11 protein-coding genes are annotated in these 13,824 nt (G+C 72.1%); 5 read left to right on the top strand and 6 right to left on the bottom strand.

The genetic code is table 11. From position 1 onward, the window contains the following. Positions 1–5 precede the first annotated feature (5 nt). Positions 6–1,259 (bottom strand): cytidylyltransferase domain-containing protein, encoded by a 1,254-nt coding sequence (locus tag ACIBBH_RS07420; protein WP_399402909.1) that lies wholly within the window; start codon positions 1,257–1,259, stop codon positions 6–8. 32 nt (positions 1,260–1,291) lie between these two features. Beyond that, positions 1,292–2,656, bottom strand: coding sequence for a DUF6716 putative glycosyltransferase (locus ACIBBH_RS07415; RefSeq protein ID WP_399402907.1), 1,365 nt, complete (start codon positions 2,654–2,656; stop codon positions 1,292–1,294). Between the two features lie 198 nt (positions 2,657–2,854). Here ACIBBH_RS07415 and ACIBBH_RS07410 point away from each other — a divergent pair, with 198 nt between their 5' ends. The 3 genes from ACIBBH_RS07410 to ACIBBH_RS07400 all read left to right on the top strand — a co-directional run bounded on the left by ACIBBH_RS07410 (position 2,855) and on the right by ACIBBH_RS07400 (position 6,680). After that, entirely contained in the window at positions 2,855–3,841 is a 987-nt protein-coding gene (locus tag ACIBBH_RS07410; RefSeq protein WP_399402905.1) for a glycosyltransferase family 2 protein, read from the top strand. Then, positions 3,841–5,172: an alpha-2,8-polysialyltransferase family protein gene (locus tag ACIBBH_RS07405; RefSeq protein ID WP_399402903.1), complete on the top strand. Its 1,332-nt coding sequence runs from the start codon at positions 3,841–3,843 to the stop codon at positions 5,170–5,172. The genes ACIBBH_RS07410 and ACIBBH_RS07405 overlap by 1 nt, the downstream gene beginning before the upstream one ends. A gap of 356 nt (positions 5,173–5,528) precedes the next feature. Further along, a complete protein-coding gene (locus ACIBBH_RS07400; protein WP_399402901.1) occupies positions 5,529–6,680 on the top strand; it encodes an acyltransferase family protein in 1,152 nt (383 codons plus the stop codon). A 9-nt stretch (positions 6,681–6,689) separates the two neighbouring features. Here ACIBBH_RS07400 and ACIBBH_RS07395 read toward each other — a convergent pair whose 3' ends face one another. After that, entirely contained in the window at positions 6,690–7,340 is a 651-nt protein-coding gene (locus tag ACIBBH_RS07395) for a TetR/AcrR family transcriptional regulator C-terminal domain-containing protein (protein ID WP_399402899.1), read from the bottom strand. Between the two features lie 70 nt (positions 7,341–7,410). On the opposite strand from ACIBBH_RS07395, the gene ACIBBH_RS07390 reads away from it, so the two are divergent. Next, a complete protein-coding gene (locus tag ACIBBH_RS07390; RefSeq protein WP_399402897.1) occupies positions 7,411–8,820 on the top strand; it encodes an FAD-dependent monooxygenase in 1,410 nt (469 codons plus the stop codon). Between the two features lie 197 nt (positions 8,821–9,017). Here the strand turns inward: ACIBBH_RS07390 and ACIBBH_RS07385 are convergent, their stop codons facing one another. After that, positions 9,018–10,598, bottom strand: a complete 1,581-nt coding sequence (locus tag ACIBBH_RS07385; RefSeq protein WP_399402895.1) for a methylmalonyl-CoA mutase — start codon at positions 10,596–10,598, stop codon at positions 9,018–9,020. 89 nt (positions 10,599–10,687) lie between these two features. On the opposite strand from ACIBBH_RS07385, the gene ACIBBH_RS07380 reads away from it, so the two are divergent. After that, positions 10,688–11,518, top strand: a complete 831-nt coding sequence (locus ACIBBH_RS07380) for a L,D-transpeptidase family protein (RefSeq protein ID WP_399402893.1) — start codon at positions 10,688–10,690, stop codon at positions 11,516–11,518. A gap of 390 nt (positions 11,519–11,908) precedes the next feature. On the opposite strand, the gene ACIBBH_RS07375 is transcribed toward ACIBBH_RS07380, so the two are convergent. Together ACIBBH_RS07375 and ACIBBH_RS07370 are read right to left on the bottom strand one after the other, a co-directional pair. After that, positions 11,909–12,940, bottom strand: coding sequence for a hypothetical protein (locus ACIBBH_RS07375; protein WP_399402892.1), 1,032 nt, complete (start codon positions 12,938–12,940; stop codon positions 11,909–11,911). Further along, complete coding sequence (locus ACIBBH_RS07370) at positions 12,940–13,602, bottom strand: RNA polymerase sigma factor (protein ID WP_399402890.1); 663 nt, start codon at positions 13,600–13,602, stop codon at positions 12,940–12,942. Before ACIBBH_RS07370 ends, ACIBBH_RS07375 begins: the two co-directional genes overlap by 1 nt. Positions 13,603–13,824 lie beyond the last annotated feature (222 nt).

Here is a 13,824-nt window from a genome sequence, read left to right as displayed (position 1 = left end):
TGTCCTTACTTGGTGGACTTGGCGGGGGTGTCGAGAGAGGGGCCGAGGATCCAGCCGGCGATCTCCCGGATCGCGCCGTCACCACCGGGGACGGTGGTGACCGCGCGTGCGGCGCCGCGCACGACGTCGTGGGCGCTCGCGACCGCCACGGGCCAGCCGACGAGGGCGAAGCACGGGAGGTCATTGACGTCGTTGCCGACGTAGAGCACGCGCTCCGGCGCGATGCCCTGCTCCTCGCACCACTGCTTGAGGGCGAGGTCCTTGCGGTCGATGCCGTGCAGCACCGGGAGCTTCAGCTTCCGGGCGCGAGCGGCGACCACCGGGTTCTGTTCCGTGGACAGGATCAGCATCCGCAGGCCGCTGTTGCGCAGGGCCGCGATACCGAGGCCGTCGCCGCGGTGCACGGAGACGAACTCCCGTCCTTCGGAGTCGATCAGCACCCGGTCGTCGGTCTGGGTGCCGTCGAAGTCGAGGACGACCGCGTCGATGTCGTCGGCGGTCGGAAGGGCGCCGGGGCGGTCCGCGTCGAACAGCGGAGCCAGGGCCCGTGCCCGCGCCAGGTCGTGCGGATCGTCGATCTCCAGCACCCGCGCGGGGTCGGTGCGCACGAGTTCTGTGCGGCCGAAGAAGCGGTGCTGGTGCTTGCGGAAGCCGGCCGCGTCCATGGCGTAGGCGGCGCCGGTCTCCAGCAGGTCCTGGGGGCGGTCCTGGCGGCGGGGGCGGAAGGACTTGTCGTGGTTGACGCCGTAACCGCCGCCGTCCTCCGTCGAGTCGACGCCGTCCTGCGCGTCGCGCCAGATGAATCCGTGGAACGGTGCCACAGTGACCGCGGTGTCCGCGCCGTTCTCCGCGACGGCGCCGGCCACGCCGTCGATGTCCTCCCGGACCATGAACGGGCTGGTGCACTGCACGAGCAGCACCACGTCGACGGCCGCGCCGTGCAGGGCCTCGTGCGCGTCCATGGCGTGCAGGACCGCGGCCTCCGACGTCGCGGTGTCCCCGGCGATGGCGGCCGGCCGCAGCACGACCTCCGCGCCGGCCTCCCGTGCCGCCGCCGCGATGGCCTGGTCGTCGGTGGACACCACGACGTCCGTCACCAGGCGGGTGGCCCGGCACTCACGCACCGCGCGCGCCACCAGGGGCACGCCCCCGACGGGGGCGAGGTTCTTCGCGGGCACGCCCTTGGAACCGCCGCGTGCGGGGATCACCGCGAGCACCCGGCGCACCGAAGCGCCTTGGCCCGCTTCCGGGTGGGACATGGGTTCTGCTCCTTGAGATGGGATCAGGGCGCTCACAGCTCCCCCATCCGCCGGATGACGGGCGCCACGCGCTGCACTCCGTGCCGGTAGGCGCCGCGCGCCGCCCGGCGCACGATCTGCCGGACCGGTCCGGGTTCCCTGTCGGCGGCGGGCGCGCCGGGCAGCGGGCTGCCGTCGGGGCCGAGGTGGTGGCGGGCGAGGATGCCGGGCAGGTAGCCGGGCGCGGTCTCGGGGGTGTAGTAGGGGGTCAGCGGCGGCAGGCCGCCGGGCTGGGCGAGCAGCTTGGTGATCCGCTCGCGGGCCGTGTCGAAGGCGGCGGCGTAGGAGCCTGCCCCAGAGGGGGGACCCCCAGCGGCGACCCCCTGCCTGGCCACCCACTGCGGGTCGGGCGCCGGCCGGTGTCCGGCGTCCAGCTGGTCCCAGGAGGCGAGGCAGCCGGAGCCCACGAAGTGGTGGTTGCCGAGCACCTCGCGCACGCCGAGGTCGGTGAGGACGACGGTCGGGATACGGCGGTGCAGGGACTCCAGCGCGGCCGTCGAGCTGATGGTGACCAGCAGGTCGGTGCGGTCGAGGACCTCGCCCATGTTTCCGTACACCAGGCGGAAGTTGGCCGGCGGGTCGAGCCGCTGGACCAGCTTCTGGTAGGGCAGCTCCTCGATGTGCGTGGTGTGTTCGCCGGGCTTGGAGCGCAGCTTGAGCAGCACCTCCCGCTCGGGGTGCGTGCGGGCGTGCCGGACCAGGCGTTCCAGCAGGTACGTCCGGTCCCCGCGGTTGTCCGGCACGGACGGCTGCGCGGCGAACACCACGGTGTAGGGGTCGTGTTCGCCTGCGTACGAAGCGCCGCCGAGGAACGGCAGTGCCACCTCCGTCACCGCCGAGGCGTCGGCGCCCACCCCCTCGTACACGGCCCGGAAACGTTCGGCGTCCTGGCGGGAGTTGGCGAGGACGAGGTCCGCGCCGTGCCGCAGCAGCAGGCCGTCGGCGAGCTTCTCGTAGACGACGCCGACGTAACCGGTGACGACGACGGGGCGCTTCGGGTGGCCCTCCCACACGCGCTTGAGGCCGTGCAGCATCGCCTGCACGCCGCCGCCGACGAGGGCGAGCACGACGAGGTCGTACGGCTCCTCGGTCATGGCGCGCAGGAACTCGACGGCCGTGACCTCCCGGAGGGAGTCGGCGGTGACGCCCACCTCGGCCAGCTGGCGCGCGGTGGGCGTGGCCCGGCCGCGCAGCAGGAATCCGCTCAGCTCGGGGCCGGCTTGCGCGTCCTCGCGGGTTGCGGCTTCCATGGACGGGCCCGGTGCGATTCGGGCCGCCGTCAACGCACCCCATTTCCAGCGGGTGTCGGAGTCCGCGAGTACCGCGATTCGCGTGGGCTTCGGTGTACTTGGTGGCACGACGAAGACGCTAGGAAGCAATTCCTAGGTAGGGCCCAACCCCATCTCAACAAAAAGTTAACAACACATCGCCACGAGCCCAACTGGCCCGTCGCAGCACGGGAAGTACATGCGGTGCACCGTTCCGACACATTGAGTTCACCCGCCGTACGAATACCCGAAAGTTCCGCAGCCGGACGGGCTCCTAGGCTTTCGCGAGTGCCTAAGCTTTCCGTGATCGTGCCGTTCTACAACGTGCGGCAATATGCCCCGGACACCCTCCGCAGCCTTCACCTGAACGCCCGTTCCGATTTCGAGTTCGTACTGGTCGACGACCATTCGAAGGACGAAACACCGGCGCTTCTCGAACGCGCTGCCGAGGAGCTTTCCGACGTCGCCCAGGTGCGCTACATCCGCCACGAGAAGAACGGAGGGCTCGCCACCGCGCGCAACACCGGTCTGGACGCGGCGCGCGGCGAGTACCTCACGTTCCTGGACGGCGACGACTGGCTGGCCCCGGGCTACTACGCCGAACTGGTGGCCGCCATCGATGAGTTGGGGTGTGACTTCGTCCGCACCGACCATGTGCAGGCGACGGCCCGCGCGCGGACGGTGCACCGGGTGCCGCACGGGCGGCGCCGGTACGTCATGAACCCGCGCGAGGCGATCCTGCCGGCCGACCGGACGACCTCGGTGGACTACGCCTACGCCTGGGCCGGCGTCTATCACCGCCGGCTGCTGGAGAAGGGGCTGCTGCACTTCACCGACGGGCTGCGCACGGCCGAGGACCGGCCGTGGATCTGGAAACTGCACCGCGAGGCGGAGTCGTTCGCCGTGGTGAGCCTGCTGGGCGTGTTCTACCGGCGTGGGGTGGCCTCCTCCCTGACCCAGATCGGCGACGTCCGCCAGCTGGACTTCATCCGCGCCTTCGACCAGGTCATCGAGGAGACGGCGGCGGACCCGGACGCCGACCGGCTGCTGCCGAAGGCGGTGCGCACCTACTGCGCGATCATCGCCCACCACCTCTCGGACGAGAGCAAGTGGGAACCGGCCGTGGCCAGGCAGCTGCGGTCGATGAGCGCGGCGGCCATACAGCGTATGCCGCAGGACGCGCTCGGTGACGTGCTCGACACCATGGACCTGCGCCGCTCCTCCAGGCTGCGGCGGCTGCGGCGCCGGATCACCACAGCGAAGGCGGCTGCCTGATGCCCCGTACCACCCGGATCTTCTGCGTCTCCACCCTGTACGGCGCCGCCACGCTGGCCGCCGCCCTCGACTCCGACTGCTTCACGCAGGAGGACCGCAGACTCCTGCTGGTCTTCAACAACTCCGCGACCCCCGAGACCACCCCGGCCGTCGACGCCATGCCGGGCTTCGAGCCGCTGCGCGACCACTTCGACGCCGTACTGTCCTGGAACGAGGCCATCCGCCCCTTCCATCCCGGCGCCTGGACACCGCGCCCGGACGACATCCCCCTCTTCGAGCGCTATCTGCGGCTGCTGTGGGATCTGGGCGACGACCACGTCGAGCTGGTCCTGGAGTCGATCCAGGTCGCCCCGGCCCTGACGGTGGCGCAGCTGTTCACCGACGCCCCGATCCACGTCTACGCCGACGGTCTGATGAGCTACGGTCCCACCCGCAACAAGCTCGACCCGCTGGTCGGCACGCGGGTGCGCAGACTCCTGCACCTGGATCTCGTGCCGGGCCTGACGCCGATGCTGCTGACCGAGTTCGACGTGCCGGCGCAGGTCGTGCCGACGGCCGCGTTCCTGAAGGTGCTGGGCGAACTCAGCGCATCGGTGAGCCGGCTGCCGGCGCTGTCCGGCAACTCGGCGCTGCTGCTGGGCCAGTACCTGTCCGCGCTGGGCATCCTCTCCCCCCAGGAGGAGGAGGACCTGCATGTGCGGATGATGCGCGGGGCCGTGGAGCGCGGCCACCGTGCGATCGTCTTCAAGCCGCACCCGACCGCGCCGGCCCGCTACAGCCGCGTCCTGGAGACCGAGGCCGAGAAGCTGGGTGTGGACCTGACGGTCCTCGACGTGCCCGTGCTCGCCGAGGCGCTGTTCGAGATGTCACCGCCCGGCCTGGTCGTCGGCTGTTTCTCCACGGCGCTGTTCACGGCGTCCGCGTTCTACGGCCTGCCGGTCGCCCGCATCGGCACCGAGCTGCTCCTGGAGCGCCTGACGCCCTACCAGAACAGCAACCGCGTCCCCGCCGTGCTGGCCGACGCGCTGCTGCCGGACCTGGAGGGCCGCGAGGGCGAGGACCCGGTTCCCGCCGGCACGCTGACCGGCCTGGTCACCGCGGTCGGCTTCAGCATGCAGCCGCAGATACACCCGTCGCTGCGCACCGCCGCCGAGGGCTATCTGTCCCGGCACTTCGGTCCGCGCACCAGACGCTACTTCAAGAAGCGCCGGCTCACGTCCCTCGGCCTGCCCGGCGGCATTCCGGAGCGGCTGTCGTTCCTGCCCCGCAATTCCACCGCACGCCGGGTGGTGCGCCGGGCCCGGGCCCTGCGCAAGGCGGTACGCCGCTGAGCGCCGGGCCCCCGGCCGGCCACTGAACCGGCGGCAGTGAAGCTCCTTGCCCTTGCGTGAAATGCTCGGCACCACGCGCCGGATGGGCACCACCCACTGTTCACCAAGGGTTCCGTCGCAATTCGGCCCTGCGGGGAACACGGTCGTATTTCATTCAAACAAATGAAGGTACGACTGTCCCTCCGGTGCCTATGGTGCCTGCCTCATCGGGGGGCGAGTCGCGCGCGTGGCGGCGGGGCCCGGACCGCGGGGGAAGGCGGTACGGCGGCTCGCCCGCAAGGAGTCGATCCGCATCGAACTCGCCGATCGTTCCGCCCGGCTGCTGAAATCCGAGTGAGAGAGGCGAGGGATACAGCATGACCGAGACGGTCGTGACGACAGCGAGTCCGCAACCCGCGGCTGTGCCCGTTCAGGAAGGCGCTCCGGCCGGCCGGCCGCCGGCGGTGAAGGCCGCCGGGGGCCGGCTCCGCGCCCTGGACGGGCTGCGGCTGGTCGCCGCGCTGATGGTGGCGGTGTACCACTACGGCGGCCGCGACGGTGACGTCACCCGCGCCTGGGGCAGCTCGCCCAAGCTCCAGTTCCCCACGCTGCACTCGTACTTCGCCTACGGCTGCCTCGGCGTCCAGGTCTTCTTCGTGATCAGCGGATTCGTGATCTGCATGAGCGGCTGGGGCCGGTCACCGCGGTCGTTCTTGGCCTCCCGCGCGTCCCGTCTGCTGCCCGCCTACTGGGCGGCGGTGATCCTCGTGACGGCGGTGTTCGCGCTGCCGGTGGTCGCCTACAAGGCGGTGTCGCCGAGTGACGCCCTCGTCAACCTGACGCTGTTTCAGCAGCCGCTGGGGGCGGACCGGGTGCTGGGGGTGTGCTGGACCCTGTGGGCGGAGATCCGGTTCTACGCCTTGTTCGCGCTGTGCGTCGTACTGCCCGGGGCGAGCCGCCGCCGGGTGATCATGTTCTGCGCGGGCTGGACGCTGGCGGCGGTGATCGCACAGGCCGCGCACGAGCCCCTGCTCGACCTCGTCCTGATGCCCCAGTACGCCCCGTTCTTCGTCGGCGGTGTCGGCCTCTACCTCGTCCACCGCGACCGGCGGGACGCCTGCGCCTGGGGCATCGTGGGCGTGGGCTTCCTGATCGGGCAGCACTATGCCGTGCGCGAACTGTGGAACGCTTCGGGCCCGACCGCGTTCGCCCACCGCACCACGCTCGGCATCGTCCTCGTCGTCGCCTTCGGTTTCGTGGCGGTCGCGGCGATCGCGCTGGGCTGGCTGAGCTGGGCGAACTGGCGCTGGCTGACGGTGGCCGGAGCGTTGACGTACCCGTTCTACCTGGTCCACGAGCACCTCGGCTGGGTCGTGATCCACGCGCTGCACCGGGGTCTGCACCTGTCGTCGGCGGTGACCTTCGCCCTGACGCTCGCCGCGATGCTGCTGCTGGCATGGCTGCTCAACCGGTTCGTCGAGAAGCCGTGGACACCGAGGCTGCGGGCGGCGCTGTCGAGGGCACGCTGAGTACGGCCGTCAGGCAACCCCGTACCGCGCCCCGATCCCCGCGATCACCAGTGCCAGGCCCTCCTCGAAGTGCTCGTCGTAGTCCTGGAACATCTCCGCGCCCGCCCGTGCCGACAACGGGAAGTCGGCCATCAGGCGGGCGCGTTCCTCGATGTCGTAGCCCGCGCGGCGTTCGCCGGGCAGGGGCTGGACGCCCTGTTCCTCGGTGACGAAGCCGAGGGTGTAGAGGTACGTCGTCGACGTGGCGCGGACCGCCTGGGCGAAGGTGAAGCCGGCGCCGGTGAACAGGCGCAGGTTCTCCTCCATCTGCTCGGCGTGCTCGATGCCGGTGAAGCGTGAGCCGCTGAAGACCTTCGCGCCGTCGCGGTAGCCGAGCAGTGCCGCGCGCAGGCCGCGGTTGGACTTCCGCAGCCGTTCCTGCCAGGTGTCGCCGGGGCCGAGCGGTGTCCCGGCGACCATCCGGCGGTACATCTCCGTCGCCATCTCGTCGAGCAGCGCCTGCTTGTCCTTGAAGTGCCAGTACAGGGCGGGCGCCTTGACGTCCAGTTCCCTGGCGATGGCGCGCAGGGTCAGCCCGTCCAGGCCCACCTCGTTCAGCAGCTTCAGGGCCGTGTCCGCGACCCGGGTGCGATCGAGGGGCGGTCGTCGTTCCGTGCTCACGCTTGACAGCTTAACAGCGTTAAGGGCACGCTCGACACCGACGGAACTTAACGACGTTAAGGAGCGGGGTATGACTGCGCATGCTTACGGCACGGACGTCCTGATCGTGGGCGCGGGCCCGACCGGCCTCTCGCTCGGCATCGACCTCGCCCGGCGCGGCGTGGAGGCGCTGGTCGTGGAGCGCGGCCCGGGACTGTCCCCCGGATCACGCGGCAAGGGGCTCCAGCCGCGCACCCTGGAGGTGTTCGAGGACCTCGGGGTGCTCGACGCGATCCTCGAGGCCGGCGGGTCGTACCCGGTCGGGATGATCTGGCAGGACGGGCAGCAGGCCGGGGAGCACCAGATGTTCGACCCGGCGGAGGACGGCGAGGAGGGTTCCCCGTACACCGGGCCGTGGATGGTGCCGCAGTGGCGGACCCAGGAGATCCTGTTCACGCGGCTGGCGGAACTGGGCGGGAAGGTCGCCTTCGACCGGGAGGTCGTGGGCCTGGACCAGGACGCGGACGGGGTGACCGTGCGCTTCGCGAGCGGCACCGCGGTCCGCGCCCGGTACGCGGTCGCCGCCGACGGGGGCCGCTCGGCGGTGCGCCGGGCGCTCGGCACCGGCATGACCGGCGAGACGGTCGACCCGAACCCGATGCTGGTGGCGGACGTGCGGATCACGGGCCTGGGCCGGGACTACCTGCACATCTTTCCCCAGCGCGGGGAGGACGGCGGCTTCCTGGTGATCTGGCCGCTCGCGGGCACGGAGGACTTCCAGCTGGCCGCCCGGTTCCCGGACGGCTCGGACCCGGACCTCTCCCTGGCCGGCGTCCGAAAGGTCGTCGCCGAGCGTACGCACATCGCTCCCGAGGACGTCACCGAGGTGCTGTGGTCCTCGGACTTCCGCCCGCGCGCGGCACTCGCCGACCGCTTCCGGGACGGGCGGGTCTTCCTCGCCGGGGACGCGGCCCACGTGCACTCCCCCGCCGGCGGCCAGGGCCTGAACACCAGCGTCCAGGACGCCTACAACCTGGGCTGGAAGCTGGGCGCGGTACTGCGCGGCGAGGCCCCGGCCGCGCTCCTCGACACCTACGAGGAGGAACGGCGCCCCAACGCCGCCCACATGCTGGACCTGTCGACGGGTGTGCACCGGGGCGAGGTGCGGCGCGGAGAGGCCACACGTCAGCTGGGGATCGGGTACCGGGAGTCGTCGCTGACGGTGGAGACGCGGGCGACGGTGACCGGGGTACGGGCCGGGGACCGGGCACCGGACGGCACGGTGGGCGGGGTGCGGTTGTTCGACGCGTTCCGGGGGCCGCACTGGACGCTGCTGGGGGACGCGTCCGGCGTCCCCGAGCCGGTGCGGGTGGTACGGGGGCCGGCCCCCGAGTCGTACGGCCCCGGTCTGTTCCTCGTCCGCCCGGACGGTTACGTCGGCTGGGCGGGAGAGTCGGAGGCGGGACTCGCGGAGTACCTGGCGGGCGTGGGCTGCGGGTGACGCTCCGGTTTGCGGGCGTCAGCCGTCGAGGAGGGTGTCCACCGGGAACTCCAGGTGGATGCCGACGCACTCCGGCACGGGCAGCTCCTGCTGCAGTACGGCCATGGCGTCCTCCTTTTCGGGGCCCACTCTGCAAGGAGCGTAACGGGGGCGTACGGAATCTGACCTCGATCACTCATTCGAAGGAATCCCGCAGGTCAGAAAGCATCGCTGGGCACATAAGCCCCCCAAACCTCCCGAAGGGCGTTGCACACCTCCCCCACAGTCGCCCGCCCCCGCAACGCCTCCTTCATCGGATACAGCACGTTGTCCTCCCCCTCGGCGGCCTTCTTCAGGGCGGCCAGGGCCGAGTCCACCGCCCCCTGATCCCGCTCGGCCCGCAGCCGGACGAGCCGCTCCGCCTGCTGGGCCTCGATCGCCGGATCCACGCGGAGCGGCTCGTACGGTTCCTCCTCGTCCAGCCGGAAGCGGTTGACGCCGACCACCACCCGCTCGCCGGAGTCGGTCTCCTGGGCGATCCGGTACGCGTTGCGCTCGATCTCCTCCTTCTGGAAGCCCCGCTCGATCGCCGCGACCGCCCCGCCCATGTCCTCGACCCGGCGCATCAGGTCCAGCGCGGCGGCCTCCACGTCGTCCGTCATCCGCTCGACGGCGTACGAGCCCGCGAAGGGGTCGACGGTCGCGGTCACGTCCGTCTCGTGGGCCAGTACCTGCTGGGTGCGCAGGGCCAGGCGGGCGGACTTGTCCGTGGGCAGCGCGATCGCCTCGTCGAAGGAGTTGGTGTGCAGGGACTGGGTGCCGCCGAGCACCGCCGCCAGGGCCTGGACGGCGACGCGGACGAGGTTCACCTCGGGCTGCTGGGCCGTCAGCTGGACGCCCGCGGTCTGGGTGTGGAAGCGGAGCATCAGCGACTTGGGGTCCCGCGCGCCGAACTCCTCCTTCATCACCCGCGCCCAGATCCGGCGGGCGGCGCGGAACTTGGCGACCTCCTCCAGGAGCGTCGTACGGGCGACGAAGAAGAAGGACAGGCGGGGCGCGAAGTCGTCGACGTCCATGCCGGCCGCGACCGCCGTACGCACGTACTCGATGCCGTCGGCGAGGGTGAACGCGATCTCCTGCGCGGGGGACGCGCCCGCCTCCGCCATGTGGTAGCCGGAAATCGAGATGGTGTTCCACCTGGGGATCTCGGCCTTGCAGTACTCGAAGATGTCTGCGATCAGCCGCAGGGACGGCCTGGGCGGGAAGATGTACGTCCCGCGCGCGATGTACTCCTTCAGGACGTCGTTCTGGATCGTGCCGGTCAGCCGGTCCGCCGGGACTCCCTGCTCCTCCGCGACCAGTTGGTACAGAAGCAGCAGCAGGGCCGCCGGCGCGTTGATCGTCATCGACGTCGAGACCTTGTCCAGCGGGATGCCGTCGAACAGCACCCGCATGTCGTCGATCGAGTCGATGGCCACGCCGACCTTGCCCACCTCACCGTGGGCGAGGGGCGCGTCGGAGTCGTGGCCCATCTGGGTGGGCAGGTCGAAGGCGACGGACAGGCCCGTGGTGCCGTGCTCGATCAGCCGGCGGTAGCGGGCGTTGGACTCGGTCGCCGTGCCGAAGCCGGCGTACTGGCGCATCGTCCAGGGGCGGCCGGTGTACATGGTGGGGTACACGCCCCGGGTGAACGGGTACGCGCCCGGTTCGCCCAGCTTCTGCGCCGGGTCCCAGCCGGTCAGGTCCCCGGGCCCGTAGACCGGCTCGATCGGCAGTCCGGACTCCGACTCACGCGCCATGGTGTGCCTCCGCAGTACGGGCGGTACGTTCGGTACTCCTCACCATGCCCCGTTGTTCGGCGGCGGTCACGCGGGGAAGCATCACGGGCATGAGCCGCATCGGACGCTCGACCGCCGCCGCACTCGTCTCCGCCGTCGCACTCGCCGTCCTCGGCGGCTGCACGGTGCAGGCCCCGGACGCGGACGGCAAGCAGCGTTCGCCGGTGCACATCCGGTTGCCGGGCAGCTCGGGGGCGGCCGGCCCGGCCGCCCCCGAGCCCGGCAGCGCCACGCCCGCCCTGACGCCACCGCACGTCCTGTGGACCCGCGGCGACAGCGGCACGGACATACGTGAGCTGCAGGCCCGGCTGCGCCAGATCGGCTGGCTCTTCGACGGGCCTACGGGGACGTACGACGATCTGACGGAGCAGGCCGTCAAAGGCTTCCAGCGCAAGCGCGGGCTGCCGCAGACCGGTGAGACGGACGCCGTCACCTGGCAGCGGCTGCTGGGCATGACCCACGAGCCGGGCAAGTGGGAGCTGTACCTGATGGGCGGTCAGCCGGCCGCCGCGCCCGACCCGCGCTGCCTGACCGGACGGGTGCTGTGCATCAGCAAGACCAGCCGGACGCTGCGCTGGATGATCGACGGGCGGACGGTGTCCACGATGGCCGTCCGCTTCGGCGCGCGGTACACCCCCACCCGGGAGGGTGTTTTCCACATCTACTGGAAGTCCCGGCACCATGTGTCGACGCTCTACGACTCCCCCATGCCGTACGCGATGTTCTTCAGCGGCGGCCAGGCGGTGCACTACTCCTACGACTTCGCCGCGCGCGGTTACGCGGGCGGCTCCCACGGCTGTGTGAACGTGCGGGACGAGGCGGCGATCGCGGATCTGTTCGCGCAGGTGCGGAACGGCGACAAGGTCGTCGTCCACCGGTGAGGCGGGGAGGTGCTGCGGGGGGGGGGGGGGGGGGGGGGGGGGGGGGGGGCGCCCGCCCCCCCGGGGGGGGGGGGGGGGGGGGGGGGGGCCCCCCCCGGGGGGGGGGGGGGGGGCGGGCGGGCCGGGGGGGGGCCGGGGGGGGGGGGGGGGGGGGGGGGGGGCCGGCCCGCGGGGGGGGCCCCGGGGGGGGGGGGGGGGGGGGGGGGGGGGGGGGGGGGGGCGCGGGGCCCCCGCCCCCCCCCCGCGCCAGGTGCACGAGCCGTGGGTACGGGGGGAACCCCGGCTCTGTGCGAGGGCCGATGACCAGTCGGCTCACTCTGTACTGCGTACCGGCGGCCGAAAACGTTACGCGCTGCGGAAAAAAAGTTTCCCGGCCTGCGAACGCGCAGGTCAGAGCGCGGTGTAGGTCGGGCTCGGGGACGGGAGCGGGACGGTCGTCGCCGGGCGCTTCGGCGCCAGCGGGACGAACGCGGACGGGGAGGGCGTGGCGATGGCTCCGTCGCCGTGGTGGTCGTTGCCGCCCGGCCCTATGTGGCCGTCGTCGTCACCGCCCTGGCCGCTGTCGCCCTTCTGGCCGCCCTGGCCGTTCTGGTCGCCCTGGCCGTCCTTGTCCTTGTCCTTGTCACCGGACGCGTTCCCGGACGTCTCGAGGATGCCCTGGCAGTACTTCCACACGCGCGCCGAGCCGCCCGCCGCCCCGTCCAGGGCGTGCTTGCGGTCGGGGGCCAGTTCCTTGCCGGCCCGGATGTCACGGCAGGCCGAGGGCGCACCGCTCCACCAGGTGCCGGTGGAGTGGGAGGTCTCCGCCGAGCCGGTGGCACCGCCCTTGGCCGGGTCCTCGCGGTCCGTGCCGGGCGAGGAGCCGTCGCCGGGGGTGCCGCTCGCGCCGCCGCTCGGGGGCAGCAGGCCGGACGTCCCGCCCTGCGAGGGCGAGACGAGGGGGCGTTCGGGAGTAACGGCGGCCGAGACGGAGGCGGCGGGCCCGGGAGTGTCGCCGCCGAACGGCGTCGGCAGCACCCCGCTCCCGGCGGCCACGGCGACCCCGCCGATCATGCCCGCGGCCAGCGCGGCGGTGAGCGCCAGGCGCACCGGCCGGGCCCAGCCGGGACGGCGTGCGGCGCGGGTCCGGCCGCCCATGCCGACCAGCCCGGCGTCGGCCGGGCGCGCGGACGGGACGCGATGACCGGCCTGCTCGACGGCGGTGACCTCACCCTCGCGGGCCTTGCGGAAGGCGGCCAGCGCGGCTTCCTCGCCGGGGAGTTCCGTTTGGGCCGACGCGGCGTCGGCGGACAGGGCGCCGATGGCCTTGGCGAGCCGTTCGGCCTCGTCGCGGGCGGAGGCGTCGACGGCTTCGAGCGGCTCACCGCGCAGTAGACGTTCCGCCGTTTCGCGGTTCAGCCACCTGTACTGCTCGTTGGCCATCACATGTCCTTCTGCGTCCGCGCACACGTATGCGTCACAGTGGCGGATGTCACCGCGCGACCGCGCGGTTCTCGCTGGGACGGCAGCGCGTCGAGCCTGCCGGCCGATTCCGGATCCTCGCCGAGCATCTCCGCGAGCCGCTTCAGGCCGCGGTGCGCGGCGGTGCGGACGGCGCCCGCGCGTTTACCGAGGGTCTCGGCGGCGGTCTTGGCGTCCAGGCCCACGACCACGCGCAGGACGACGGCCTCGGCCTGGTCCTGCGGGAGCCGCGCGATGAGGGAGAGGGTGCTGTCGGTGGCCAGGGCCTCGATGGCCTCGCCCGCGGTGTCGGACTCGGCGGCCCGGCCGGTCAGCTCGGTCTCGTCGCCACCGATCGCGGGGCGGCGGCCGCGCATCCGGATGTGGTCGAGGGCGCGGTTGCGGGCGATCCGGGCGGCCCAGCCGCGGAAGCGGTCCGCGTCGCCGCTGAAGCGCTCCAGGTCACGGGCGATCTGCAGCCAGGCCTCGGACGCGACGTCTTCGGCGTCCGGGTCGCCGACCAGCGTCCGTACGTACCCGAGCAGCCGCGGATGCACCGCTCGGTAGACCGTCCGGAACGCGGTCTCGTCCCCGGCCTGTGCCGCACGTACCGCGGCGGTCAGCTCCGCGTCGTCCCCCAGCACCTGGTTCCTCAGTAGATGGTCGCGGCCTCGAGGCCGCCGATCGTTGCAGTGATCACGCATTCGTGCTCGACGGAAAGGCACGTTACGACCTGAAACCGCTCCTCGTCCATGTCCGTCCAAGATGCAACTAACTCGTGACGCGGTGGACCGTGGCGGGGTGTGACAGAAGACGCACGCTTGGCGCTGTAGGAAGTACGGGCCGCCGCGCGGTCCGTGCCGCGC

Origin of the sequence: Streptomyces sp. NPDC051636 (genome assembly GCF_044453765.1) — a bacterium.
Lineage (GTDB): Bacteria > Actinomycetota > Actinomycetes > Streptomycetales > Streptomycetaceae > Streptomyces.
Note: the sequence above shows the minus strand (reverse complement) of the source record. Positions and strands in the feature narration are given on the sequence as shown.